At 73.5% G+C, this 24,948-nt stretch carries 25 protein-coding genes; 7 read left to right on the top strand and 18 right to left on the bottom strand.

The annotated features are described in order from the left end of the window. Positions 1-33 precede the first annotated feature (33 nt). Complete coding sequence (locus AC0665_RS01650; RefSeq protein WP_478605161.1) at positions 34-783, bottom strand: polysaccharide deacetylase family protein; 750 nt, start codon at positions 781-783, stop codon at positions 34-36. Further along, the gene (locus AC0665_RS01645) at positions 780-1,718 is read right to left on the bottom strand and encodes a polysaccharide deacetylase family protein (protein ID WP_478704229.1); all 939 of its coding nucleotides are present in this window, start codon (positions 1,716-1,718) and stop codon (positions 780-782) included. The genes AC0665_RS01650 and AC0665_RS01645 overlap by 4 nt, the downstream gene beginning before the upstream one ends. Positions 1,719-1,835: 117 nt before the next feature. Here AC0665_RS01645 and AC0665_RS01640 point away from each other — a divergent pair, with 117 nt between their 5' ends. Further along, a complete protein-coding gene (locus AC0665_RS01640; protein WP_478704228.1) occupies positions 1,836-2,996 on the top strand; it encodes a THUMP-like domain-containing protein in 1,161 nt (386 codons plus the stop codon). A gap of 3 nt (positions 2,997-2,999) precedes the next feature. Here AC0665_RS01640 and AC0665_RS01635 read toward each other — a convergent pair whose 3' ends face one another. The 4 genes from AC0665_RS01635 to AC0665_RS01620 all read right to left on the bottom strand — a co-directional run bounded on the left by AC0665_RS01635 (position 3,000) and on the right by AC0665_RS01620 (position 7,233). After that, positions 3,000-4,301, bottom strand: a complete 1,302-nt coding sequence (locus tag AC0665_RS01635; RefSeq protein ID WP_478704227.1) for an RNA polymerase sigma factor — start codon at positions 4,299-4,301, stop codon at positions 3,000-3,002. Between the two features lie 47 nt (positions 4,302-4,348). Continuing rightward, positions 4,349-4,705, bottom strand: a complete 357-nt coding sequence (locus AC0665_RS01630) for a YciI family protein (RefSeq protein ID WP_468406737.1) — start codon at positions 4,703-4,705, stop codon at positions 4,349-4,351. Positions 4,706-4,845: 140 nt separating this feature from the next. Continuing rightward, entirely contained in the window at positions 4,846-5,895 is a 1,050-nt protein-coding gene (locus AC0665_RS01625; RefSeq protein ID WP_468635530.1) for an LCP family protein, read from the bottom strand. A 273-nt stretch (positions 5,896-6,168) separates the two neighbouring features. Then, positions 6,169-7,233, bottom strand: a complete 1,065-nt coding sequence (locus AC0665_RS01620) for a LacI family DNA-binding transcriptional regulator (protein WP_363118581.1) — start codon at positions 7,231-7,233, stop codon at positions 6,169-6,171. A gap of 172 nt (positions 7,234-7,405) precedes the next feature. On the opposite strand from AC0665_RS01620, the gene AC0665_RS01615 reads away from it, so the two are divergent. Beyond that, positions 7,406-9,715, top strand: a complete 2,310-nt coding sequence (locus AC0665_RS01615; protein WP_468406732.1) for a beta-xylosidase/alpha-l-arabinosidase — start codon at positions 7,406-7,408, stop codon at positions 9,713-9,715. Positions 9,716-9,756: 41 nt separating this feature from the next. Here AC0665_RS01615 and AC0665_RS01610 read toward each other — a convergent pair whose 3' ends face one another. From AC0665_RS01610 to tsaB, 4 genes are read right to left on the bottom strand one after another with little or no spacing between them, the layout of a single operon-like run. Further along, positions 9,757-10,014, bottom strand: coding sequence for a hypothetical protein (locus tag AC0665_RS01610; RefSeq protein ID WP_468406730.1), 258 nt, complete (start codon positions 10,012-10,014; stop codon positions 9,757-9,759). Further along, on the bottom strand, positions 10,011-11,102 hold the full coding sequence (gene tsaD / locus AC0665_RS01605; protein WP_468406728.1) for a tRNA (adenosine(37)-N6)-threonylcarbamoyltransferase complex transferase subunit TsaD: 1,092 nt from the start codon (positions 11,100-11,102) through the stop codon (positions 10,011-10,013). The genes AC0665_RS01610 and tsaD overlap by 4 nt, the downstream gene beginning before the upstream one ends. Further along, on the bottom strand, positions 11,095-11,601 hold the full coding sequence (gene rimI / locus AC0665_RS01600) for a ribosomal protein S18-alanine N-acetyltransferase (protein ID WP_363118585.1): 507 nt from the start codon (positions 11,599-11,601) through the stop codon (positions 11,095-11,097). The genes tsaD and rimI overlap by 8 nt, the downstream gene beginning before the upstream one ends. Beyond that, positions 11,598-12,251, bottom strand: coding sequence for a tRNA (adenosine(37)-N6)-threonylcarbamoyltransferase complex dimerization subunit type 1 TsaB (tsaB, locus tag AC0665_RS01595; protein ID WP_468635525.1), 654 nt, complete (start codon positions 12,249-12,251; stop codon positions 11,598-11,600). The genes rimI and tsaB overlap by 4 nt, the downstream gene beginning before the upstream one ends. Before the next feature lie 112 nt (positions 12,252-12,363). Between tsaB and AC0665_RS01590 the strand changes: the two genes are divergently transcribed. Beyond that, complete coding sequence (locus AC0665_RS01590) at positions 12,364-12,924, top strand: hypothetical protein (RefSeq protein ID WP_478507419.1); 561 nt, start codon at positions 12,364-12,366, stop codon at positions 12,922-12,924. Positions 12,925-13,022: 98 nt separating this feature from the next. On the opposite strand, the gene AC0665_RS01585 is transcribed toward AC0665_RS01590, so the two are convergent. From AC0665_RS01585 to AC0665_RS01560, 6 genes are all read right to left on the bottom strand, one after another. Beyond that, positions 13,023-13,190, bottom strand: coding sequence for a hypothetical protein (locus tag AC0665_RS01585; protein ID WP_468406721.1), 168 nt, complete (start codon positions 13,188-13,190; stop codon positions 13,023-13,025). A gap of 159 nt (positions 13,191-13,349) precedes the next feature. Then, positions 13,350-13,868 (bottom strand): tRNA (adenosine(37)-N6)-threonylcarbamoyltransferase complex ATPase subunit type 1 TsaE, encoded by a 519-nt coding sequence (gene tsaE / locus AC0665_RS01580; protein WP_363118589.1) that lies wholly within the window; start codon positions 13,866-13,868, stop codon positions 13,350-13,352. Beyond that, positions 13,837-15,096 carry an alpha/beta fold hydrolase gene (locus AC0665_RS01575; protein ID WP_468406719.1) on the bottom strand — a complete coding sequence of 420 codons (1,260 nt, stop codon included), beginning with the start codon at positions 15,094-15,096 and terminating at the stop codon, positions 13,837-13,839. Before AC0665_RS01575 ends, tsaE begins: the two co-directional genes overlap by 32 nt. Before the next feature lie 108 nt (positions 15,097-15,204). Then, complete coding sequence (gene alr, locus AC0665_RS01570) at positions 15,205-16,371, bottom strand: alanine racemase (protein ID WP_478605173.1); 1,167 nt, start codon at positions 16,369-16,371, stop codon at positions 15,205-15,207. A 38-nt stretch (positions 16,372-16,409) separates the two neighbouring features. Next, positions 16,410-17,297, bottom strand: coding sequence for a L,D-transpeptidase (locus AC0665_RS01565; protein WP_478605176.1), 888 nt, complete (start codon positions 17,295-17,297; stop codon positions 16,410-16,412). A gap of 389 nt (positions 17,298-17,686) precedes the next feature. Continuing rightward, positions 17,687-19,117 carry an NAD(P)H-hydrate dehydratase gene (locus AC0665_RS01560; protein ID WP_478605179.1) on the bottom strand — a complete coding sequence of 477 codons (1,431 nt, stop codon included), beginning with the start codon at positions 19,115-19,117 and terminating at the stop codon, positions 17,687-17,689. Between the two features lie 175 nt (positions 19,118-19,292). Here AC0665_RS01560 and AC0665_RS01555 point away from each other — a divergent pair, with 175 nt between their 5' ends. Continuing rightward, the gene (locus AC0665_RS01555; protein WP_478605181.1) at positions 19,293-20,447 is read left to right on the top strand and encodes a hypothetical protein; all 1,155 of its coding nucleotides are present in this window, start codon (positions 19,293-19,295) and stop codon (positions 20,445-20,447) included. A gap of 146 nt (positions 20,448-20,593) precedes the next feature. After that, a complete protein-coding gene (locus tag AC0665_RS01550; RefSeq protein ID WP_468635512.1) occupies positions 20,594-20,866 on the top strand; it encodes a hypothetical protein in 273 nt (90 codons plus the stop codon). 50 nt (positions 20,867-20,916) lie between these two features. Here AC0665_RS01550 and AC0665_RS01545 read toward each other — a convergent pair whose 3' ends face one another. Then, on the bottom strand, positions 20,917-21,288 hold the full coding sequence (locus tag AC0665_RS01545) for a holo-ACP synthase (RefSeq protein WP_468635510.1): 372 nt from the start codon (positions 21,286-21,288) through the stop codon (positions 20,917-20,919). Positions 21,289-21,404: 116 nt separating this feature from the next. Here AC0665_RS01545 and AC0665_RS01540 point away from each other — a divergent pair, with 116 nt between their 5' ends. Next, positions 21,405-21,806, top strand: a complete 402-nt coding sequence (locus tag AC0665_RS01540) for a hypothetical protein (RefSeq protein ID WP_478605187.1) — start codon at positions 21,405-21,407, stop codon at positions 21,804-21,806. Positions 21,807-21,907: 101 nt separating this feature from the next. Here the strand turns inward: AC0665_RS01540 and glmS are convergent, their stop codons facing one another. Further along, positions 21,908-23,755: a glutamine--fructose-6-phosphate transaminase (isomerizing) gene (gene glmS, locus AC0665_RS01535; RefSeq protein WP_468406703.1), complete on the bottom strand. Its 1,848-nt coding sequence runs from the start codon at positions 23,753-23,755 to the stop codon at positions 21,908-21,910. Between the two features lie 210 nt (positions 23,756-23,965). Between glmS and coaA the strand changes: the two genes are divergently transcribed. Further along, entirely contained in the window at positions 23,966-24,934 is a 969-nt protein-coding gene (coaA, locus tag AC0665_RS01530) for a type I pantothenate kinase (protein ID WP_363118647.1), read from the top strand. Positions 24,935-24,948 lie beyond the last annotated feature (14 nt).

Raw genomic sequence — 24,948 nt, 5'->3', positions numbered from 1 at the left:
ATGACTGCGATTAGCACTCGGTCAAGCGGACTGCTAATTGCCGGCCGCGCGTCGGCCGGGCGTTCCCTCCAGGTAGTCCTCCAGCCGCCCCACCCGCAGGCCCTTCCGCTCGATCTCGCGCAGCAGCCGCACGGTCCGCCGCGCCAGGGTCGGGGAGGCCGTCTCGCCCGACGGCACCGAGACGATGTCACCGGCCCGCAGCCCGGAGCGGCCCCGGGCGTACGTCAGTTCGCCCTCGGCGTTCAGGGTCGCCCGCCACAGGACGACGGCCGTGATGCCGCAGTCGGCGGCCGCGCGCAGGGTCACCCGGTCGTAGGTGCCGTAGGGCGGGCGGAAGAGGCGGGGTGTGATGCCGAAGCGGGCGCGCAGCTTGTACTGCTGGCCGCAGATCTCGGCGCGCTGTCCGGCGTAGGGCAGGCCGCGCAGGGCGGAGTGGTCGAGGGTGTGGTTCTGGAGGGAGGCGCCGACCGCGCGCAGCCGGGCGAAGTGGCCGTAGCCGGGGCCCACGACGCTGTCGGTGAGGAACATGCTGACCGGAAGCCTCCGTGCGCGCACCAGGCCCACGAAGCGGGGGTCGCGTTCGGCGCCGTCGTCGTAGGTGAGGAAGACGACCGGGTCGCGGGTGGCGACGTGGTCCACGACGGGCGGCAGCGGGTGTGTGCCGCCCACCGCGCGGGCCGGGTCCTGGGCCCGGCCGTCGGCGGTGCCCTGCCGCTCCCCGGCCGCCCCGGCGCAGCCGGCCAGCAGGGCCGCGCACAGCACGGCGGCGGCCTGGCGCCTCACAGGTAGTCCTCCAGCCGCCCGACCGCGTACCCCTGGGCCGTGACGTTGTTCAGGAAGCGGCGGACCATGTCGGCCATCGTGCCCTTCCACTGGTCGCGGCCCCGGAAGTGCGTGAGGACGATGTCGCCCGGGCGCAGCTTGCGGTCCGCCTCGCGGTACTCCCAGTGGTCGGCGAAGACCTCCTCGTTCCACAGCGGGGCGTACACGATGCCGCAGGTCTTGGCGGCGCGCAGGGTCGCCCGGTCGTAGCTGCCGTAGGGCGGGCGGAAGAGGACCGGGCGGGTGCCGAACCGCCGCTCCAGGTAGCGCTGCATGCCGCAGATCTCGCGCTTCTGCTCCTGGTACGACATGCCCCGCAGGTTGGGGTGGTAGAGCGTGTGGTTGTTCAGGACCACGCCCCGGGACTGCATCTTCCGGAAGTACCGGGTGTCGTCCTTGACCAGGTAACCGCTGAGGAAGGCGGTGTACGGGACGTCCAGCTCGCTCATCATCCGCAGGAACGCGGGGTCCTTCTCGGCGCCGTCGTCGATGGTGAGGAAGACGACCTTGTCCCGGGTGGGGATCCGGGTGAAGACGGGCGGGAGGCCCAGCTCCCGGTGGTCCTCCACCTCGAAGCCCTTGCGGGTCCTGATCCTCGGCTTGTGCGCCGGGGGCGGCGGGGCGGAGAGGGGCACCTTGCGCAGGCCGAAGCGGCGCGCGGCGGCGACACGGGCGGCGTGCGCGGCGCGCAGCTTGGTGGCGTAGGAGTCGAGTGCGCGGGCCGGGGGCGCGTCGAGGGGCTGCTGGCCACCGGCCGGGGTGACCCGGTCGCTGTCGTCGCCCATCGCGCAGCCGGAGGCGATGGCGGCGAGGACGAGCACGGCGAGGACGATCCGGGCACCGGCGGGCGCCCGCCCCACTGCCCGGCTTTTGTCATTTTGTACGACTGCTCGCATGATGCCGGATCCTCGCAGCCCCCTCGGGCCGGTCCGGCCCGACACCGCGGCCGGTGCCCCACCGTCCACCGACTGGCCCACACGCCGCCGCCCGCCGGCGTGGCCGACAATGATCCGGTGAACGACCTCGCCCCCCTCCTCACCCCCGAAGGCCGCGCCCTCCTCGACGAGGTGCGGGACACCGACCCGGCGCGGGAGCTGGCCGTCGCGACCCGGCTGCGCCGCGAGCACCCCGCCGAGCTGGTGTCGGCGGCGCTGGGGCAGGCGCGGCTGCGGCAGCGGGCGGCGGTGAAGTTCGGGGCCGAGGACGCGGGCCGGATGTTCTTCACGCCGAACGGCGTCGAGCAGTCGACCCGGGCGAGCGTGGCGGCGTACCGGGCCCGGCGCATGGCCGAGCTGGGCATCACCTCGGTCGCCGACCTGTGCTGCGGCATCGGCGGCGACGCGATCGCGCTGGCCCGCGCCGGGATCCGGGTCCTGGCCGTGGACCGCGACCCGCAGACCGCCGCGGCGGCCCGGGCCAATGCCGACGCGCTGGGGCTGGCGGACCTCGTCGAGGTGCGCGAGGCGGACGTCACGGACGTGGACACGGCCGGTTTCGACGCCGTGTTCGTCGACCCCGCCCGGCGCGGCGGCCGGGGCCGGATCTTCGACCCCGAGGCCTATTCACCGCCGCTGTCCTGGGCGGTCTTTGCCGCCCGCACGGCCCCGCACGCCGCGTTGAAGATCGCCCCCGGCATCCCGCACGAGGCGGTCCCCGAGGACGCGGAGGCCGAGTGGATCTCCGACGGCGGGGACGTCAAGGAGGCGGTGCTGTGGTTCGGCACCGCGCCCGGGGCGGTCCGGGCCACCCTGCTGCCGGGCCCGCGGACCCTGCTCTCACGTGGCCTGCCCGACCCGGACGTCCGCCCGCCGGGCCGCTACCTCTACGAGCCCGACGGCGCGGTCATCCGGGCCCATCTGGTCGCCGAGGTGGCCGACCAGGTCGGCGGCGGGCTGCTCGACGCGACCATCGCGTACGTCACCGCCGACGCCCCGCACCCGACGCCGTACGCCACGGCCTACGAGATCACCGACCATCTGCCCTTCAACGTCAAGAAGCTGAAGGCGCTGCTGCGGGAGCGGGGGGTCGGCACGCTGACCGTGAAGAAGCGGGGCTCGGCGGTGGAGCCGGAGGAGCTCCGCAAGAAGGTCAAGCCGCAGGGCCCAAACGCGGCCACGGTGTTCCTGACCCGGGTCGCGGGGGCGCCGGCGATGCTCATCGGGCATCCCGCCTGACCCTCACGGCCGGTGCGCGGCCCGGTCCAGCAGCAGCGCCCGCTCCCGCTCGTTGCGGGTCAGGGAGGCCGCCCGCGCGAACTCGGCCCGCGCCTCCGGGGCGCGTCCGAGGCGGGCGAGGAGGTCGCCGCGCACGCTGGGCAGCAGGTGGTAGTCGCGCAGGGCGGGATCGCCGGCCAGGGCGTCGACGAGGGCGAGGGCCGGGCCCGGGCCCTCGGCCATCGACACGGCCACCGCGCGGTTCAGCTCCACCACCGGGGACGGGGAGCGGGCGGCCAGGAGGGTGTAGAGGGTGGCGATGCGGGACCAGTCGGTCTCCTCGTAGGTGTACGCGTGCGCGTGGCAGGCCGCGATGGCCGCCTGGAGGGTGTACGGCCCCGGGGCGCCCGAGGAGGTGGCCTCGGCCCGGCCCAGCGCGGCGACGCCGCGGGCGATGAGCATGCGGTTCCAGCGGGAGCGGTTCTGGTCCTTCAACAGCACCGGCTCGCCGGACGGGCCGGTGCGGGCCGCCGTACGGGAGGCCTGCAACTCCAGGAGCGCGGTCAGGCCGTGCACCTCGGGTTCCTTCGGCATGAGGGCCGTCAGGACCCGGGCCAGGCGCAGGGCGTCCTCGCACAGCGACGGGCGGAGCAGGTCGTCGCCGGCCGTGGCGGCGTAGCCCTCGTTGAAGATCAGGTAGATGACGTCGAGGACCGAGCCGAGCCGCACCTCGCGGTCGGGGCCGAGAGGCACTTCGAAGGCGACGTTCTTCGTCGCCAGGGTGCGTTTGGCACGGACGATGCGCTGCGCGACCGTCGGCTCCGGGACCAGGAAGGCCCGGGCGATCTCGGCCGTGGTCAGGCCGCCGAGCAGGCGCAGGGTGAGGGCCGTGCGGGCCTCGGTGGACAGCACGGGGTGGCAGGCGGTGAAGACCAGGCGGAGCAGGTCGTCGTCGATGTCGTCGGGGTCGGCGGGCTCCTCCGGGGCGGCCGTGGCCGAGAGGTCGCGGCCGATCTCCGCCAGCTTGCGGGCGTAGTTCTCCCGGCGCCGGACCAGGTCCACGGCCCGGTGCCGGGCGGTGGCCATGAGCCAGGCGCCCGGATTGTCGGGCACCCCGTCCCGCGGCCACCGCTCCAGCGCCACGACCAGCGCGTCCTGCGCGATCTCCTCGGCGAGACCGATGTCCCGGACGACCCGGGCGACACCGGCGATGATCCGGGGCGACTCCATGCGGAAGACGGTCTCGATGGCCTGGGCGGTCCGGTGGCCGGCCGGCGGCGGCGGGTCCGGCGCCGGCTGTGGGGCCGAGGTGGGCTGCGGGGTCACAGTCCACCATCAGACACCCGTCGGGACGCCCGGCCAAGCGGGGTCGGTCAGTCCTCGGCGATCTGCCGGACCTCGGCGGTGATCGTCCAGTAGTCCTCGTGCAGGGAGAGGAACCGCTTGGTCCACTCGATCGCCTCGGCCTTGTCCTTGCACTGGCTGATGGAGTAGCCGCCGATGACCTCCTTGGACTCGGTGAACGGCCCGTCGGTGACGGACAGCCGACCGCCCTCCCAGGTCACCCGGCTGCCGTCCGACGTGGGCGTGAGCCCGGCCGTGTCGAGCATGACGCCGGCCTTGGTGATCTCCTCCAGCAGCGTGCCCATCCGCTCCATGAGCTCCGGGCTCGGGCCCTCGGCGGGGGCGTTCTTCTCGTCGATGCGGATCAGGGTGAGAAAGCGCGGCATGGTGACTCCTCGGGGTCTGCGCGGCGGGGTCCTTCCCCGCTCTCACCCCTGCGTCGATCGGGAGACCGCCGGATCGACATCCCTCGCCGTATTTCCCCGAAAAACTTTCCGCGGGCTCTTCCGGGACGCATCGGCGCAGGTCAGCGCAGCGACTCCCACAGCTTCCCCGCCTCGGGTTCCTCGGCCACCACCCGGTTGGGATCCGACGGCGCCCGCACCACCGGCATCATCACCGTCCGCACCCCGCTCGCCGACAGGCCCTTCAGACTGCGTCCGAGCCGGGTCAGCTCGGCGAGGGAGTCCAGGCCCGTGTCGGTGGTGAGGCCGGCGGTCGCCGCGTCCGCGACGCGGTACAGCTTGGCCGGGTCGGTCAGCAGGTCCTGGGAGGCGATCTGCTCCAGCAGCGCCTTCACCAGCTTCTGCTGGAGGCCTATGCGGCCCAGATCGCTGCCGTCGCCTATGCCGTGCCGTGTGCGGGCCAGGGCGAGGGCCTGGGTGCCGTTCAGGTGGTGGGTGCCCGCCTTCAGCCGCAGATGGCTGTCCTCGTCGGCGATGTCCTCGTCCGTGGTGACGGTGACCCCGCCGAGCGCGTCGACGAGCTTGGCGAAACCGGAGAAGTCGATCTCCAGGTAGTGGTCCATGCGGATGCCGGTGAGCGACTCGACGGTCTTCACCGCACAGACCGGACCGCCCACCTCGTACGCGCTGTTGAACATGGAGCGGTGGGCGACCGCCGTCGAGCCGCCGGACGGCCGGGGGCAGGACGGGCGCGTGACCAGGGTGTCGCGCGGGATGCTCACCACCGTCGCGGTCGTCCGCCCCGCGTCGACATGGACGACCATCGCCGTGTCGGAGCGGGCGCCGGAGCTGTCGCCGCCGCCGAGCCTGCGGTTCTCCTCACCCCTGCGCGAGTCCGAGCCGAGCACCAGGAGGGTGAGCGGCTCGCTCGGCAGGACGGGGCCCGCGGGCGAGGGCGTGGTCACCGGCTTCGGCGGCCGGTCGTCGCCCAGCGCGTTGTCGATGTCGACGCCGGTGATGTTGTCGGTGAGGTGCCAGTAGGCCCAGCCGGCGGCCCCGGCTCCCAGCACCAGCGTCCCCGCAAGGGTGAGGCCGGCGATCTTCAGCGCTCTCGATCGCCGGCCCACTTCTCTGCCCTCGTCCCCGTGGTCTTCCGTCACAGGAAGGAACATAAGTCCGAATTATTACGGGCAGGGAGTGCAGGACGTCCTTTCTTCGGAAATTCTCAGATTTTCGGACCCCGGCCCACCCCAGGACCACCACGGGCACCGAAGTGCTCCCGCTTCACGCGCAGTTGAGCCCGCGCACCACCGAACCGCCGTCCGCCACCGAGCCGGTGCGCCCGATCTCAGGGGCCTCGTCGCGATGCCGCCGAAAGTTTCGGTGATGCAGCCGATTGGCTTCGGCGCCGGGCGGAGGGGCCGCCACATCCGTCGATGCGGCCCCTACGCCTGCGCCGGTTCCGCCGTGCTGCTGCGCACCACCAGGCTCGTCGCCAGCTCCACCCGGGTCGCCGCCAAGGTCCCCTCGTCCCGCCCGAGGTCGAGGACCAGCTTGGCCGCCGCCTCGGCCATCTCCGTCAGCGGCTGCCGTACGGTCGTCAGCGGCGGCCCCACCCAGGGCGCCACCGGCAGGTCGTCGAAGCCGACCACGCTCAGGTCCTCCGGGATCCGCAGCCCGAGCTCGCGCGCGGCCTCGTACAGCCCGAGCGCCTGGAGGTCGTTGCCGGCGAAGACCGCGGTCGGCCGGTCCGGGCGGCGCAGCAGTTCCAGGCCCTGCCGGTAGCCGGCCTCGTGGTGGAAGTCGCCGGTCGCGATCAGCGCGGGATCGACCGGGAGCCCGGCCGTCTCCAGCGCGGCCCGGTAGCCGTCGATCCGGGCCCGGCTGCACATCATCCGCGAGGGCCCGCTGATCGCGCCGATCCTGCGGTGCCCCAGCTCGACCAGATGCCGGGTGGCGGCGAGACCGCCCTGCCAGTTGGTCGCGCCGATCGAGGGCACGTCGGCGCCCGGGTCACCGGCCGGGTCCATCACCACGAACGGGATGGAGCGGCTGGTCAGCAGCGCCCGCTGCGACTCGTCGAGACCGGACAGGACCAGGATCACGCCGTGCGGCCGGCGCGCGGCGACCTGGTCGGCCCAGGTCCGGCCGGGGGTGAGCCGCCCGGCGCTCTCGGACAGCACGACGCTGAGCCCGGCGTCCCGGGCCACGTTCTCCACGCCCCGGATGACCTCCATCGCCCAGGCGCTCTCCAGCTCGTGGAAGACCAGGTCGAGCAGGGGCGAGCGGGTCGCCTCGGCGCGGCGTCGCCGGTAACCGTGGGCGCGCAGCAGGTCCTCGACGCGGGAGCGGGTGGCCGGGGCCACGTCGGCCCGGCCGTTGAGGACCTTCGAAACAGTCGGGGCCGACACGCCCGCCTCACGGGCGATCTCGGCGAGCGTCGCGGTCTGCGCGGTCCGCCCTTGCGTCCGGGTCTGGGTCCGGCTTTCAGCGGGCTCCGGGGATGTCATGGCGGCGATCGTAACCCTGCGGGCCCCCTTGACGAAGTCCTCAGGGCGCCATAAGTTCCCGGAACATTCGACGTGCATACCGAAACATTCGTAGCAGCGGGCGCGGGGACCGATGGTCAGGGGCTTCCACGCGCTCGTGAGAGGGCCGTCCCGTCCATCCGACAGGAGCTTCATGACCACCGCGCCCTGGCGTGACCCCGCGCTGCCCGCCGCCGCCCGCGTCGACGACCTGCTCGCGCGGATGACCCTGGAGGAGAAGACCGCCCAGCTGTACGGCGTGTGGGTGGGCGCCGCGACGGACGGCGACGGAGTCGCGCCGCACCAGCACGACATGACCGTCGAGTACGACTGGGCCGAGCTGATCACCCACGGCCTGGGCCAGCTGACGCGTTCCTTCGGCACCGCGCCCGTGGACCCGGCGCTCGGCGCGCAGGCCCTGGCCCGCGCCCAGCGCCGTATCGCCGAGGCCGGCCGCTTCGGCATCCCGGCGATCGCGCACGAGGAGTGCCTGGCCGGATTCACCGCCTGGCAGGCCACGGCCTATCCGGTCCCGCTCGCCTGGGGCGCGACCTGGGACCCGCCGCTGGTCGAGGAGATGGCCCGCCGCATCGGCGCCGACCTGCGCTCCGCCGGTGTCCACCAGGGCCTCGCGCCCGTGCTGGACGTCGTGCGCGATCCGCGCTGGGGCCGCGTGGAGGAGACCATCGGCGAGGACCCGTATCTCGTCGGCACGGTCGGCACCGCGTACGTGCGGGGCCTGGAGTCGGCCGGGGTCGTCGCCACGCTCAAGCACTTCGCCGGGTACGCCTCCTCGGCCGGTGCCCGCAACCTCGCCCCGGTCCGGGCCGGTGTCCGCGAGTTCGCCGACGTCACCCTGCCGCCCTTCGAGATGGCCCTGCGCGAGGGCGGCGCCCGCTCGGTGATGGCCGCCTACACCGAGACGGACGGCGTCCCGGCCTCCGCGGACCCCGGGCTGCTGACCCGCCTCCTGCGCGAGGAGTGGGGCTTCACCGGCACGGTCGTGGCCGACTACTTCGGCATCGGCTTCCTCCACACCCTGCACCGCGTCGCCGGCACGTCCGCCGAGGCGGCCCACGCGGCCCTCGCAGCCGGTATCGACGTCGAACTGCCCACCGTCAAGTGCTACGGCGAGCCGCTGCTGGAGGCGGTCCGCTCCGGCGAGGTGCCCGAGGAGCTCGTGAACCGGGCGGCCCGCCACGTGCTGCTCCAGAAGTGCGAACTGGGCCTGCTGGACGAGGACTGGACCCCCGAGCCGGCCACCGCGATCGACCTCGACTCGACGGGCAACCGCCTCCTGGCCCGCCGCATGGCCGAGGAGTCGGTGGTCCTCCTCGACAACCCCGACGGCCTGCTCCCGCTGGCCCCCGACACCCGGATCGCGGTCGTCGGCCCCCGGGCGGCCGACGCCCTGGCGATGCTGGGCTGCTACTCCTTCCCGTCCCACGTCCTCACCCACCACCCCGGGGTGCCGGCCGGCATCGAGATCCCGACCGTGCTGGACGCCCTGCGCACCGAACTCCCCGACGCCAAGGTGACGTTCGCGCAGGGCTGTGACGTGACGGACCCGGACGCCGCGGGCTTCGAGGAGGCGATCGCGCGCACCGCCGAGGCGGATGTGTGCGTGGCGGTCCTCGGCGACCGGGCGGGCCTGTTCGGCCGGGGCACCTCGGGCGAGGGCTGCGACGCGAGCGACCTCGGCCTGCCGGGCGTCCAGGGCGAGCTGCTGGACGCGCTGGTCGCCACCGGCGTCCCGGTGGTGCTGGTGCTGCTGACCGGCCGCCCCTACGCCCTGGGCCGCTGGCACGGCCGTCTCGGCGCGGTCGTCCAGGCGTTCTTCCCGGGAGAGGAGGGCGGCCCGGCGGTCGCGGGCGTCCTGTCGGGCCGGGTGAACCCCTCGGGCCGCCTGCCCGTCAGCGTCCCGCGGCTGCCGGGCGGCCAGCCCTGGACCTACCTCCAGCCGCCCCTGGGCCTGGCGGGCGAGGTCAGCAACCTGGACCCGACCCCGCTGTACGCCTTCGGCCACGGCCGCTCGTACACGGCGTTCGCCTGGGAGGTGCCCGACCCCACCGGACCGGCCGAGATCGGCACGGACGGCTTCCACGACGTGTCGGTGACCGTCCGGAACACCGGCGACCACGCGGGTGCCGAGGTCGTCCAGCTGTACCTGCACGACCCGGTGGCCTCGGTGACCCGCCCCGACGTCCGGCTGGTCGGCTACCGGCGGGTGGAGCTCGCCCCGGGCGAGGCGGCCCGGGTCACGTTCCGTTTCCACACGGACCTTTCGGCGTTCACCGACCGTACCGGCCGCAGGGTGGTCGAACCGGGCGCCCTGGAACTACGGCTGGCGGCGTCCAGCACGGACGTACGCCACACCGCACGGCTCACCCTCACCGGCCCGCTCAGGGTCCTCGGCCCCGACCGGCGGCTCCGGTGCGAGACGGAGGTGTCGGGGGTGGGGTGAGGCCCGTGCCCCGCCTCCCGGACGACCCAGGCGGCCGTCGGTCAGCCGGCGTCCACCGACTCGAACCGCCAGCGGTGCACCGCCCGCGCGACGAGGTCGCCGTCCGGCTCCGGCAGTTCGGGCAGCTCGGCGTCGCAGGGCGCGTCCCACCAGGTGATGACGAGCACCCGGTCGCCGGCTGCCCGGAGCGTCTCCCGGCGCAGGGGCTCACGGGGGAGCTCCTGGGCGCGTGCCCAGGCCAGCAGGTCCCCGCCGCGGCCGTCGGACGCCCGGGCCTCCCACATCAGCGCGACCGTCATGAGTAGAGGTTCTCCTTGCTGACCTCGTGCACATGGTCGTGGTCGTGTCCGGGCACGTGCGGCTCGGTGACCGGCAGGGACGAGTCCGCCGACAGGTCCCAGGACGACGCGGCCCGGCCCCGGGCGACCATCTCGGCGCCGAGGGCGGCGACCATCGCGCCGTTGTCCGTGCACAGCTTGGGCCGCGGCACCCGCAGCCGGATGCCGGCGGCCTCGCAGCGCTCCTGGGCGAGGGCGCGCAGCCGGGAGTTGGCGGCCACACCGCCGCCGATCATCAGGTGGTCGACGCCCTCGTCCTTGCAGGCCCTGACGGCCTTGCGGGTCAGCACGTCCACCACCGCCTCCTGGAAGGAGGCCGCCACGTCCCGCACCGGGACCTCCTCCCCCGCCGCCCGCTTGGCCTCGATCCAGCGGGCCACGGCGGTCTTCAGACCCGAGAAGGAGAAGTCGTAGGCGGGGTCGCGCGGGCCGGTCAGGCCGCGGGGGAAGGCGATCGCGTTCGGGTCGCCCTCCTTGGCGTACCGGTCGATGACCGGGCCGCCGGGGAAGCCCAGGTTCAGCACGCGGGCGATCTTGTCGAAGGCCTCGCCGGCCGCGTCGTCGATGGTGGCGCCCATGGGGCGGACGTCGGAGGTGATGTCCGAGGACAGCAGCAGCGAGGAGTGACCGCCCGAGACCAGCAGGGCCATGGTCGGCTCGGGCAGCGCGCCGTGCTCCAGCTGGTCCACGCAGATGTGCGAGGCGAGGTGGTTGACGCCGTACAGCGGCTTGCCGAGCGCGTACGCGTAGGCCTTCGCCGCGGAGACGCCGACCAGCAGGGCACCGGCGAGGCCGGGACCGGCGGTGACGGCGATGCCGTCGAGGTCGCGGGCGCTGACGCCCGCCTCCTTCAGGGCGCGGTCGATGGTGGGGACCATCGCCTCCAGATGGGCGCGGCTCGCGACCTCCGGGACGACACCGCCGAAGCGGGCGTGCTCGTCCACGCTGGAGGCGACGGCGTCGGCCAGCAGGGTGGTGCCCCGCACGATGCCGACGCCGGTCTCGTCGCAGGAGGTCTCGATTCCCAGTACGAGGGGTTCGTCAGCCATTGATCTCGGTTCCTTGTACGGAGTTCTCGGGGGCGGTCAGGCGCATCACCAGGGCGTCCACGTTCCCCGGCTGGTAGTAGCCGCGCCGGAAACCGATGGGCTCGAAGCCGAAGCGCTCGTAGAGCTTCTGCGCGCGGACGTTGTCGACCCGGCACTCCAGCATCACCTCGGCGCACTCGAAGGTGGTGGCGGCCCGCAGCAGTTCGGCCAGCAGCCGTCCGCCGAGGCCGGTGCCCCACCGCTCGCGGGCCACGGCGATGGTCTGCACGTCGGCCTGTTCACCGTTGGCGACCAGGCCGGCGTAGCCGACGATCCGGGTGCCGGCCTCGGCGACGACGTACCGCCGGTTGGCCTCGGGCCCCCGCGCGTGGGCCAGCTCGGACCAGAACATGCCCCGGGACCAGGCGTCCTCGGGGAACAGGTCCCGCTCGAGCTCGAGCACGGGGTCGATGTCCCACCAGCGCATCTCGCGCAGCGCGCACGTCACGGGTCCGGTCACTTGGGGGTGACCACCTTGTAGTTCTTGGGGACCTGGGCGTCGGGGCGGCGCAGGTAGAGCGGCCGGGGCGCGGGGAGTTCCTCCCCGGCCGCCAGCCTCTCCGCGGCCAGCCGGGCGAGGGCGGCGGCGGACACGTGCTCCGGCTCGTGCGCGTGAGGGAACGTGCCGGGGTACAGCAGCGCGCCCGCGCCGACCGCCGGCAGGCCCTTCACCTGCTCGGCGATGTCGGCGGGCCGGTCGACGGCCGGGTCGGTCAGGCGGGTGCGGGAGTCGGCGTAGCGGGCCCAGTACACCTCCTTGCGGCGGGCGTCGGTCGCGACGACGAACGGGCCCTCCAGGTCGGCGGCGTAGGCGAGACCGTCCAGCGTGCACACACCGTGCACGGGGACACCGAGCGCCAGGCCGAAGGTGTCCGCGGTCATCAGGCCGACCCGCAGGCCGGTGTACGGTCCCGGACCGATCCCGGCGACGATGTCCGTGACGGCGTCGAGCCGCAGACCGGCCTCGGCGAACACCCGGTCGATCGCCGGCATCAGCAGTTCCCCGTGCCTCCGCGCGTCCACCTGACTCGACGAGGCGATGACATCGCGTCCGTCGTGCAGCGCGACGGTGACAGCGGGCGTGGCGGTATCCAGAGCGAGCAAGAGCACGCAAACAGCCTACGGCTCCCCGGGGCCCGGCACGGCCGCGCCTGTCGGGTCGTCACGTGCTGCTACCGTCACCTACCGTCACGACAGGGATGTGCAACGTGAGGTGAAGCCGGTGGCAACCAGCAGCTCGGGAATCGTGGCCGGGCTCACCGCCGCGGCTCTCGCGACGGTCGGCTACCTCGCCCACGAGGCGGCCGAGGCCGTACCGCCCGGCCTGGGCAGGCCGGCGCAGGCGGGCGCGGCACCGGCGGCCGGTACGACGAAGGCGCCCCGGGTCAGGAAGGACCCCACCGCGCTGCCCGCCGCCTCCGGCGAGGGCGCCCGGGTCGTGTACTCGCTGCGCGGCGACCGGGTGTGGCTGGTCGCCGGGGACGAGGCGGTCAGCCGTACGTTCGCGGTCGAGCCGAGCGCCGTGGACCCGGCCCCGGGCAGCTACGCGGTGACGTCCCGCTCGAACGCGGTCACCGGCTCCGACGGCGTCCCCGTCGAGCACGTGGTGCGCTTCGCCACCGTGGACGGCGTGGTCATCGGCTTCAGCGCGGCCGTGGGCGGCCCGAGCGCGCCCGCTCCCGACCCGAGGGTCCGGACGGGCGGTATCCGCGAGTCGCGCGCGGACGGCGACGCGATGTGGACGTTCGCGACGATCGGCCGCAAGGTCGTCGTGGTCCGCTAGGCCGTGTCCGCAAAGTCCCTCCGTCCGCCCGCCCTCCTGCCCCGCGACGCCTGGCACGCACCCTCGCCGCACTCTCGGCGTACTGGACGTACTTGGGGCTAGGCCGCCTCGCGGTGTGCGGGGGCGCGCCCGGAGAGCTCCGGCTCGGGAGCGCGCGGGGGCGTGGAGATCAGCGCCGCCGCCCGGCCCGCCGCCAGCAGGTCGCGCATGGACACCCCGGCGACCGCGGACCGCTGCGGCTGCCCCTTGCTCTCTGTAGCCGACATGGACGCCTCCCGAAGGGCCGGGACCAACGAAGTTAGGTACACCTAACTACGGACTGGGTACCATGTGACCACGCACAAGACGCCGAACGCAACATCTTGCCGACGTCTTGTCGGAACCTCCGCCGCACGTCCGCACCCCCGCCCGCGGGCGGGACGGGCTCAGGCGGCGAGCACGCTCAGGTCCGCCGACGCCCAGCGTTCCCCCACACCGGTGACGGTCATCTGCCGGACCTCGTCGTCCGTGTCGCCCACGGCCCGGTGGATCAGGACCTGGAGCCGGTCGTCGGTCAGCTCCTCGACCTTGCCCTCGCCCCACTCCACGACGACCACGGAGTCGGGCAGCGAGACGTCGAGATCGAGGTCCTCCATCTCGTCGAGACCGCCGGAGAGCCGGTAGGCGTCGACATGGACGAGCGGCGGCCCGTCGCCCAGGGAGGGGTGCACCCGGGCGATCACGAAGGTCGGCGAGGTGACGGCTCCGCGCACGCCGAGCCCCTCGCCCAGGCCGCGGGTCAGCGTCGTCTTGCCCGCGCCGAGCTCGCCGCTGAGCATCACCAGGTCACCCGGACGCAGTAGTTTCGCGAGCCGGCGACCCAGCTCCCGCATCTGCTCGGGGGACGTGACGACGATCTGGACGGAGCCGGGCTCAGCCGGGCTGTGCGGTGCTGGTGCTTCCATAGCCCTTCACGGTAGCCCCTGCGGGCACGGCACCCGTGCGGGTGAGCAGGTCGGCGAGGCGGTCGGTGACCACTTCCGGGTGTTCCAGCATCACCAAGTGCCCCGCGTCCGGCACCAGCACCAGCTCGGCGTCGGGGAGCAGGTCGGCGATGGCCTCGCTGTGCTCGCTCGGGGTGACCAGGTCCTGCACCCCGGCCAGGACGAGCACCGGCAGGTCCGCGAAGTGGACCAGCGCCTCGGTCTTGTCGTGGTCGTTGAACGCCGGGTAGTACTCGGCGACGACGTCGATGGGCGTGCTCTCGATCATCCGCTCGGCGAACCGGGCGACGGCCGGGTCGACGTCCCGGGACGCGAACGAGTACCGCTTGATGACCCCGGCGAACAGGTCGGCCGTGGCCCGGCGCCCCTTCTCCACCAGCTCGGCCCGCTGCCCCAGCGCCTTCAGCACCCCGGGCAGCACCCGCCGCACCGCGTTGACCCCGGCCACGGGCAGGCCGTAGTTGACCTCGCCGAGCCGCCCCGACGACGTCCCCACGAAGGCGACCCCGACGACCCGCTCCCGGATGAGCTCCGGGTACTGGTCGGCCAGCGCCATCACCGTCATGCCGCCCATCGAGTGCCCGACGAGCACGAGCGGCCCCTCGGGCGCCGCCGCGTCGATGACGGCCTTCAGGTCCCGGCCGAGCTGCTCGATGGTGACCGGCTCGTCGTCCCGCGTCTGGGCCACGCCCCGCCCCGACCGGCCGTGACTGCGCTGGTCCCAGTGCACGGTCCGTACGACGCCCCGCAGCGCCGCCCGCTGGAAGTGCCAGGAGTCCTGGCTCAGGCAGTACCCGTGACTGAAGACGACGGTGACGGGCGCGGGGGACTTGCGGCCGAAGAGCCGGCGGCGGCGGGGGCCGATGGCCGCCGGGGCGGCCTCCGCGTCGACGTCGTCGACCTCGTAGTACAGCTCCGTGCCGTCGTCGGCGAACGCCTTGCCGGGCATGCCGCGCAGCGAGCCGTACGGTCCCGCCGAGTCCAGTGCGAGCCGGGCCTTCTGGCGCATGCCCCGGCCGACCGTCATCCGCTCCAGGGCCACACCGGCCGCCGCGCCCGCGGCCACCACGCCTATCGCCACGCCGGCGAGACCGGTCGCCCGGCGCCAGCCGCCCGCCGCCCCCGCGGCGGAGGCCGCGACGGCCGCGGAGGCCACGTCGACGACGACCTCCGCACTGCTCTCGCTCACGTACCGCTCCTCTTCGCCGGGCTGCCGATCGGGTGACCCACCGGGTCGGGTGATGCCTGTGTCGCCTCAGTGACCGCTGTTTCCCGTGTGACCGGGTCTCTGTGCGAGTTACCCGTCCTGTTCCTCATGCACATAGACGCGCGGAACACGCGTTCCGATCCGGGTCACGATCTCGTAGGCGATGGTTCCGGCCGCCTGGGCCCAGTCCTCGGCGGTGGGCTCGCCGCGGTCCCCGGGCCCGAAGAGGACCGCCTCGGCCCCCGCGGTGGGCTCGTCGCCGCCCAGATCCACCACGAACTGGTCCATCGCGACCCGCCCGGCGACGGTGCGCCACTTGCCCTCGACCAGGACCGGCCCGGCCGAGGAGGCGTGCCGCGGGACGCCGTCCGCGTAGCCCAGGGGAACCAAGCCGAGGGTGGTGTCGCCGGGGGTCACGTACCGGTGGCCGTAGCTGACGCCGTGCCCGCCCGGCACGTGCTTGACCAGGGCCAGCGAGGCCGACAGCGTCATGACGGGGCGCAGCCCGAAGTCGGCCGGGGTGCCGAGCTCGGGGCTGGGCGAGATGCCGTAGGTCGCGATGCCGGTGCGCACCAGGTCGAAGTGGCTCTCGGGGAGCGTGAGGGTGGCCGGCGAGTTGGCGATGTGCCGGACCTCGGGCCGTGCGCCCTGTCCCTCGGCGTACGCGACCATCTCGCGGAACACGCCGAGCTGGGCGGCGATGGAGGGATGCCCGGGCTCGTCCGCGCAGGCGAAGTGCGACCACAGCCCGGTGACGCGCAGCAGCCCCTCGGCCTCGGCCCGCAGCGCCTCGCCCACCAGCGCGGCCCAGTCGTCCCCCGGCTGGCACCCGCCGCGCCCGAGCCCCGTGTCCGCCTTGAGCTGCACCCGGGCGGGCCGGTCGGCTTCCCTGGCCGCCGCGACGACCTCCTCCAGGGCCCACAGGCCGCTGACGGACACGTCCACGTCGGCCTCGATCGCCTCGCGCCACGGCCCGCCCGGCGTCCACAGCCAGCACATGATGCGGCCCGGCAGCCCGGCGGCCCGCAGGGCGAGGGCCTCCTCGGGCGTGGCCGTGCCCAGCCAGGTCGCTCCCGCGGCGAGGGCCGCCCGGGCGCACGGCACAGCCCCGTGCCCGTACGCCTCGGACTTCACCACGGCCATCACGGCCGCGCCCGGCGCATGGGCACGCAGGGCCCGCACATTGGCCCGCAGGGCGGCCAGGTCGATCTCGGCCCGGGCCCGCGGGGGCGCGGTCGGGGCTGTTCTCTCGCTCATCGCGCCCAGTGTCTCAGAGGGCTCCGGCGTCGGATCGGCTACGTCCCGGGCCGCCGCCCCCACACGAACACCCGGTCGCCTTTCCTGAGCACCCCCCACAACCTCTGCGCGTCACCGACGGTGAGATTGACGCAGCCCATCGAACCCACGGCGGTGTACAGCGAGCCGTAGACGCCGTGGAAGGCCTGCCCGCCGCTGAAGAACTGGGAGTACGGCATGGGCGTGTTGTACAGCGTCGACCAGTGGTTCTTGTGCCGCCAGTAGACCGTGTGCCACCCGGCCCGGGTCCGGTACCCGGCCCGGCCGCTGCGGATGGGCACCGCGCCGAACGTCACCTGCCGGCCCTTCTGCACCCACATCAGCTGCCGGGTGAGATCCACACACGCCACGGGATGGGTCCGCACCGGGCAGTTCCCGGCGGCGTTCGGATTCCGGCGGGCCGACAGGTACCGCATCCGCGACCAGGTGACCGGCCCGGCGAACCCCATGGCCGGGGTGATCCCCTGCTTCACCTGGAACGCCCGGATGACCCGGCAGTCCGCCGCCGACTGCCGCCCGTCCACCCGCAGTCCCAGCCACCGCTCGACCTGGCGCTGATACGGCCCGGCCTTCGCGGTGCAGCTCACCCGCGCGACCGCCTCCCCCAACGGCACGTACTCGACGAGCGCGTACGTCCCCGCCGGCGCGCTGCGCGGCTCGACGGCCTCCTCCTCGGCGGACGGCCGGTACACCACGGGTGCCAGCGCCTGGTCGGGCGTGTCGAGCGCCCAGGGCTGCGCGATCCCCGGCGCGACCCCGGGCACCAACTCGGCCGCCGGCCCGGGAGCCGGCGGCACGGGGGCGGCCCCGGCGGCCTCACCGGGCAGCACGGCGACAACGGCGAGCAGAAGGGCGAGGGCCGGCCCGGTGACACGTCTGCGGCTCATACGCCCAGACAAACGCGGCCCACGACCCGCCCCACGGTTGCCGCGCGGCGGGGGTCACCCGGAGGCATCAGCACCCCATCGCACAAGACCCCGCCCCGAAGCCGTCACAGCCCGTCCGGCACGCCCCGACGACTCGTCACAGCCCGTCCGGCACGCCGCGACGACACCGTGCGGCCCCCGTCCGCCGCTTGAGGACGAGGGGTTCAGGCCGAACCCGGGGGGCCCAGCCCGTCCGGCGCCTGAGGACGGGGCCGTTCAACCCGAAGCCGGGGCCCGGGGAAGGGGCGGAGGAGACGACCCACCCCCACAGCACCCCCACCGACCCGCACTCTCCATGAGCCCCCGGCCTCCAGCACCACCCCTCAGCCGCAGCCCTCACCCCTCACCCATCACCCCAGAACATTCCGCCAAGCCTCCGGCACCGCCCCGGCCACGTCATGCGCCCCCACCGGCGCCCCGTCCGCCGCCAACCGCCCGGCCAGCCCGTGCAGATACGCCCCCGCACTCCCCGCGTCCAGCGCCGACAGCCCCGCCGCCAGCAACGACCCGCCCAGCCCGGACAGCACGTCCCCGCTCCCGGCCGTGGCCAGCCAGCCCGTGCCCGTCGGATTCACCCGCACCGCACCGCCCCCCGCGTCGGCGACCAACGTCGTCGACCCCTTCAACAACACCGTCGCCCCGTACCGCCGCGCCAGCTCCCGCACCGCGGCCAGGCGCCCCGCCTCGACCTCCCCCCGCTCCACACCCAGCAGCGCCGCCGCCTCACCCGCATGCGGCGTCATCAGCGTCGGCGCCCGCCGCTCCCGCACGACCTCCGCGTCCGCCAGCCGCAGCCCGTCCGCGTCGATCAGCACCGGCACCTGCGCGGCCAGCACCTCCGCCACCGTCTTCGCGTCGTCCCCGGCCCCCGGCCCGACGACCCACGCCTGCACCCGCCCGGCGTGCTTCGGTCCCTGGTCCGACACCAGCGTCTCGGGGAACCGGGCGATGACCGCGTCCCCGGCCGGCCCGACGTACCGGACCGCCCCGGCCCCGCCCCGCAGCGCGCCCGCGACGGCCAGCACGGCGGCGCCCGGGTAGCGCGCCGACCCGGCGGCGATCCCGACCACGCCCCGCCGGTACTTGTCGCTCTCCGCCCGCGGCACCGGCAGCACCCGGGCCACGTCCTCGTGCTGCAACGCCTCCAGCTCCGCCTCGGCCGGCAGCTCCAGCCCGATGTCGACCAGCCGCACCGACCCGGCGTACTCCCGCGCCGGGTCGATCAGCAGCCCCGGCTTGTGCGTCCCGAACGTCACGGTCAGATCGGCCCGCACGGCGACCCCGTGCACTTCCCCGGTGTCGGCGTCGACACCACTCGGCAGGTCGACCGCGACCACGGCCCCCCGCGACCGTCCGGCCGCGGCCGCCAACGGCACGGCGTCCGGCCGCAACCCGCCCTTCCCGCCGATCCCGACGATCCCGTCGAGGACGAGGTCCGCGCCCTCGACCAGCGCCTCCCCCTCCCCCGCCCCGGCGACCCGCCCCCCGGCCCGCCGCAACGCCGCGAGTCCCGCCGCGTGCGCCCGGCCCGGAGCGAGCAGCACCGCCGTGACCCCGGCCCCCCGACGGGCCAGCCGGGCCCCGGCGTACAGGGCGTCACCCCCGTTGTCACCGCTGCCGACCAGCAGCACCACCCTGCTCCCGTACACCCGCCCCAGCAGGTCGGCGCAGGCCGCGGCGAGCCCGGCGGCGGCGCGTTGCATCAGCGCCCCCTCGGGCAGGCGCGCCATCAGCTCCCGTTCGGCGTTCCGGACCGTCTCCACGCTGTACGCAGTACGCATGCGGTCGAGTTTCCCGTACCACCGCCGGGCCACTCCCCCTCACACGCACCTCCCGCATCCCCTTCATCTGCGCACCGTGCCGCATCCATTGACGCTTTGCCGCCTCTTTGCCAGACTCCCGGCCGCGCAGAAAGCGCTTGCGCACCCCCCACGTTCCGACGAAACCGAGGCCCCCATGGGACGCAGAGCCGCATTACTGGCCGCAGCCGGCGCCACCGCCCTCCTCACCGCCGCCGGCACCCTGACCGCCCCCGCCACGGCCGCCCCCACGCGCGCACTGGCCTGCGGAGACGGTTCCTTCCAGGCCGAGGCCGTGCAGAACGGCAGCTCCTGGACCGCCCGGCGCGGCGGCAGCACGGTCTACACCGGCACCGACATGCGCGCGGCCGTCCAGGCGGCCGTCAACAGCCTGACCTCCGGGCGCACGGCGAAGGAGCGGGTGGTGGTCCGGGGCTCGGGCTCGGTCTCGGCCAGTTCGCGCATCTCGCTGCCGAGCTACACCGCCCTCGACGTCTGCGGCACGATCAACGTCACCGGCAGCGGCTCGGGCGACCAGGCGCCGGTCTACTCACGCGGCACACGCGACATCGAGATCCAGAACCTCAAACTCACCGGCACCCCGCTGTACGGCATCTTCCTGCGCAACGTCCAGAACGTGGTGCTGGGTCAGATCGACATGCGCCTCACCCGCGGCCTGGGCGTCCGCATCGACAACCGGGGCGACACCAGCCAGTGGACGCGCAACGTCCGCATCGACGACGTCTACGTCTCCGGCGCGTCCAGCCACGCCGTCGAGACCTACGGCGTCGACGGCATCACCATCGGCACCGTCACCGCGCGCAACGTGGGCGAGTCCGGCCTGCTGCTCAACCAGACCGTCAACGCCACCGTCGGCAAGGTGGACGCCGAGAACGCGGGCACGGGCACCGGCTACGCCGCCTTCCGCATGGCCAACCGCAACGGCCGCGTCGGCAGCGGCTACCCGACCAACATCCGCGTCGGGGAGGTCGTCGCGCGCGGCGGCGGACGCGGCGTGTTCTGCGTCTCGGAGAGCGGCGGGGCCGTCATCGACAAGGTGACGCTCTCCCGGACCGGCAACAACTCGGTCCTGATCGAGAACTGTTACAACGTCAGCCTCGCGGCCCGCAGCGGCACGATCACGGGCGGCGGCGAGCTGCGCCTGGCCGCCCGCTCGGAGTTCCCCAACAACAAGGACATCACCATCCAGAACCTGACGGTCACCGACTCGGCCATCAGGGAGAGCCCCTGCGGCGACAACACGACGTTCCGCGACATCACGCGCGTGAACACCAGCCAGTCGATCTGCTGACGCCGCCGCCGGGCCGTGACCCCACGCTCCGAAGCCCCCGCTTTCACGCCCGGCGGGGGCTTCGGGGTTTCTCCACCACGTGCGCCGCCCCGGGCGTATGATCGAGCCGTGTTTTGAACTCGTTCAAAATAGGGGGATCGCAAGACATGACCAGTTCGACAGCGCCCGGCGAGACGGACAGCCCCGCCACCGCCCTCGGCCCCACGGCCCTGGCCCTCGGCGCCTTCTCGGCGGCGGGCACCTGGATGTTCCTGATCCCGTGGACGATTCTGGCCGGAGCGCTCGCGGTGACGTTCGGGTCGATGGGCCTGCACTACGCCCGCAGGGGCACGGGCCGGCTGTGGCCGGCGGCGGCCGGTACGACGCTGGGCGCGATCGGCCTCATCGGCACGGCGACGCTGATCTGGTCCTTGTCCTAGGTCTGCTGTCCGGGCAGGTCGGGGACGCGGCCCGGCGCCAGGGCCGCTTCTCACCCCTCGGCGATCACCACCGCCGAGGCCACCCCCGCGTCATGACTGAGGGACACGTGCCAGGAACGCACGCCGAGTTCGGCGGCCCGGGCCGCCACGCTTCCACTCACCCGCAGCCAGGGCCGCCCGCTGTCCTCGACACACACCTCGACGTCGGTCCAGAGCAGCCCGGGCGGAGCGCCGAGCGCCTTGGCCAGCGCCTCCTTGGCCGCGAACCGCGCGGCGAGCGAGGCGACCCCCCGCCGCTCCCCGCTCGGCAGCAGCAACTCCCCTTCCACGAAAAGCCGCTTGGCCAGTGCGGGCGTACGCTCCAGTGAAGCAGCGAACCGCTCGATCTCGGCAACGTCGATACCGACCCCGATGATGCTCATGCGCAGCACCCTACGGTGACGGGCCAGGTCCTGGACGAACGGCACCCTGCCCGCCGCCCGCGCCACCCCGTGATCCTCAACTACCCCTGCCTCCTATAGAGTTCGCGCTGACCGCGATGAGCAAACGACATCGCACCAAACGGGAGGACACCGACTCCATGAAGTTCACGTCGTTGGGGACCACGGCCAGTGCCCTAGCTCTCCTCGCCACGGCCCTCACCGGCACCGTCGCCACCGCCGGCCCCGCCGCCGCGGCGACGCAGCCCGACTGCAGCAGCGCACTGACCAACGTGAAGCCCAAGGCGACCGTCAACCTCCGCAGCCAGCCCAAGACCAGCTCGACCGCGCTCGGCACCTGGGGCAAGGGCCAGAAGGGCGGTATCTGCTTCGGCGGCAGCAGGCCCGTCACCGGCGGCAGCTACACGGCCTGCGGCAAGACCAGCAACAAGTGGTACTTCGGCGGACCCAACAGCACCGACGTGGAGGGCTGGGTCCCGGCGACCTGCCTGCCCGTCTGATCCGAGCGTCCGGCGGCCCGACCGCTGCGAGGGGGCGGACGACACCGGTCGTCCGCCCCCTCTCACGCGCCCGGGCCTGACAGCCCGTCACTCCCCCGCCGTCACTCCACCGTCACCGACTTCGCCAGGTTCCGCGGCTGGTCCACCTCGTTGCCCCGGGCCGTCGCCAGCTCGCACGCGAACACCTGAAGCGGCACCGTCGCGACGAGCGGCTGCAACAAGGTCGGCGTGGCGGGGATCCGGACCAGATGATCCGCGTAGGGCACGACCGCCTCGTCGCCCTCCTCCGCGATCACGATGGTCCGCGCACCCCGCGCCCGGATCTCCTGGATGTTGGACACGATCTTGTCGTGCAGCACCGACCGCCCGCGCGGCGACGGGACCACCACGACGACCGGCAGGTCCTCCTCGATCAGCGCGATGGGCCCGTGCTTCAGCTCCCCAGCCGCGAACCCCTCCGCGTGCATGTAGGCGAGTTCCTTGAGCTTCAGCGCCCCTTCGAGCGCCACCGGATACCCCACGTGCCGGCCCAGGAACAGCACCGTCTTCTTCGAGGCCAGCGTGCGCGCCAGTTCCCGCACCGGCTCCATCGTGCCCAGCACCTGCTCCACCGCACCGGCGATCGAGGACAGGTCGCGGATCACCGCCCGGATCTCGTCACCCCACTTGGTGCCCCGCACCTGGCCCAGGTACAGGGCGACCAGGTAGCACGCCACGAGCTGCGTCAGGAACGCCTTCGTCGAGGCGACGGCCACCTCGGGCCCGGCGTGGGTGTACAGCACCGCGTCCGACTCGCGCGGGATCGTCGACCCGTTGGTGTTGCAGATCGCCAGCACCCTGGAGCCCTGCTCGCGGGCGTGCCGCAGCGCCATCAGCGTGTCCATGGTCTCGCCGGACTGGGAGATGGCGATGACGAGCGTCCGCGCGTCCAGGATCGGGTCCCGGTAGCGGAACTCGCTCGCCAGCTCCACCTCGCAGGGCAGCCGTGTCCAGTGCTCGATGGCGTACTTGGCGATCATCCCGGCGTGGAAGGCCGTACCGCAGGCGACGATGACGACCTTGTCGATCTCCCGCAGCACCCCGGCCGGGATCCGCACCTCGTCCAGCGTCAGCGAACCGGAACCGTCGATCCGGCCCAGGAGCGTGTCGGCGACCGCCTTGGGCTGCTCGGCGATCTCCTTGAGCATGAAGTAGTCGTAGCCGCCCTTCTCGGCGGCCGAGGCGTCCCAGTCCACGTGGTACGAGCGCACATCGGCCGGACGGCCGTCGAAACCGGTCACCGTCACGCCGTCCCGGCGCAGCTCCACCACCTGGTCCTGGCCGAGTTCGACGGCCGAGCGCGTGTGGGCGATGAACGCGGCGACGTCCGAGGCGAGGAAGGCCTCGCCCTCACCGACGCCGACCACCAGGGGCGAGTTCCGCCGCGCTCCCACCACCACGTCCGGCTCGTCGGCGTGCACCGCGACCAGCGTGAACGCGCCCTCCAGCCGACGGCAGACCAACCGCATGGCCTCGGCCAGATCCGCGCAGGCGGAGAACTCCTCGGCGAGCAGGTGCGCCACGACCTCGGTGTCCGTCTCGGAGGCCAGGTCGTGCCCGCGCTCCGCCAGCTCGGCCCGCAGGAGGGCGAAGTTCTCGATGATGCCGTTGTGCACCACCGCGACCCGTCCCGCGTTGTCGATGTGAGGGTGGGCGTTGGAGTCCGTCGGACCGCCGTGCGTGGCCCAGCGGGTGTGCCCGATGCCCGTCGCGCCGGTCGGCAGCGGCCTGCCGTCCAGTTCCTTCTCCAGGTTGAGGAGCTTGCCGGCCTTCTTCGCCGTCGCCAGGCCGCCGTCGGCCAGGACGGCGACGCCCGCCGAGTCGTACCCCCGGTACTCCAGCCGCTTCAGCCCGGCCATCACGACCTCGAGCGCGGACTGCGGCCCCACGTATCCCACGATTCCACACATGGGCGGCAGCTTAGGGGCGATTCCCGCGCCGAACCGGCCGCAGCGTGCCCGAAATCGGAAATCACCACCGGGGTACGAACCCCGGAGGGCGATAGGCGTTCGGCCGGTTCTCGCCCCACCGGGGCCCGTGAGGAGCCCGCGTGACGGATCCCACCTCACCATCCGTTCGTACTGCCGTAACAATGGACTGTGATCTCTCCGGTCTCCTCGATGCCCCGGAGCGCCCACCGGCCCCGCCCGGAGGCGACTCCCTACGTCGACCTCACCCGAGCCGAATGGAGCGCGCTGCGTGACAAGACGCCGCTGCCTCTGACGGCCGAGGAGGTCGAGAAGCTGCGCGGTCTCGGCGACGTGATCGACCTCGACGAGGTGCGGGACATCTACCTCCCGCTGTCCCGGCTTCTCAACCTCTACGTCGGGGCCACCGACGGGCTCAGAGGCGCGCTGAACACGTTCCTCGGCGAGCAGGGCTCCCAGTCGGGCACCCCGTTCGTCATAGGCGTGGCCGGCTCGGTCGCCGTCGGCAAGTCGACGGTCGCCCGTCTCCTCCAGGCCCTGCTGTCGCGCTGGCCCGAGCATCCGCGCGTCGAGCTGGTCACCACGGACGGCTTCCTGCTGCCCACCCGGGAGCTCCAGGCCCGCGGCCTGATGTCCCGCAAGGGCTTCCCCGAGTCCTACGACCGCCGCGCCCTGACCCGCTTCGTCGCCGACATCAAGGCCGGCAAGGACGAGGTCACCGCGCCCGTCTACTCCCACCTGATCTACGACATCGTCCCGGACAAGAGGCTCACGGTCCGCCGCCCCGACATCCTGATCGTCGAGGGCCTGAACGTCCTCCAGCCGGCCCTGCCCGGCAAGGACGGCCGCACCCGCGTCGGTCTCGCCGACTACTTCGACTTCAGCGTCTACGTCGACGCCCGCGTCGAGGACATCGAGACCTGGTACCTCAACCGCTTCCGCAAGCTGCGCGCGACCGCCTTCCAGGACCCGTCCTCGTACTTCCGCAAGTACACCCAGGTCTCGGAGGAGGAGGCCCTGGACTACGCCCGGACGATGTGGCGCACCATCAACCGGCCCAACCTGGTCGAGAACATCGCCCCCACCCGCGGGCGTGCCGCCCTCGTCGTGCGCAAGGGCGCGGACCACAAGGTGCAGCGGCTCAGTCTGCGCAAACTGTGACGCGGGAGGGAAGA

The sequence above is a fragment of the Streptomyces sp. NPDC043685 genome (genome assembly GCF_056436585.1).
This window is presented reverse-complemented; position numbering and strand designations above follow the sequence as displayed.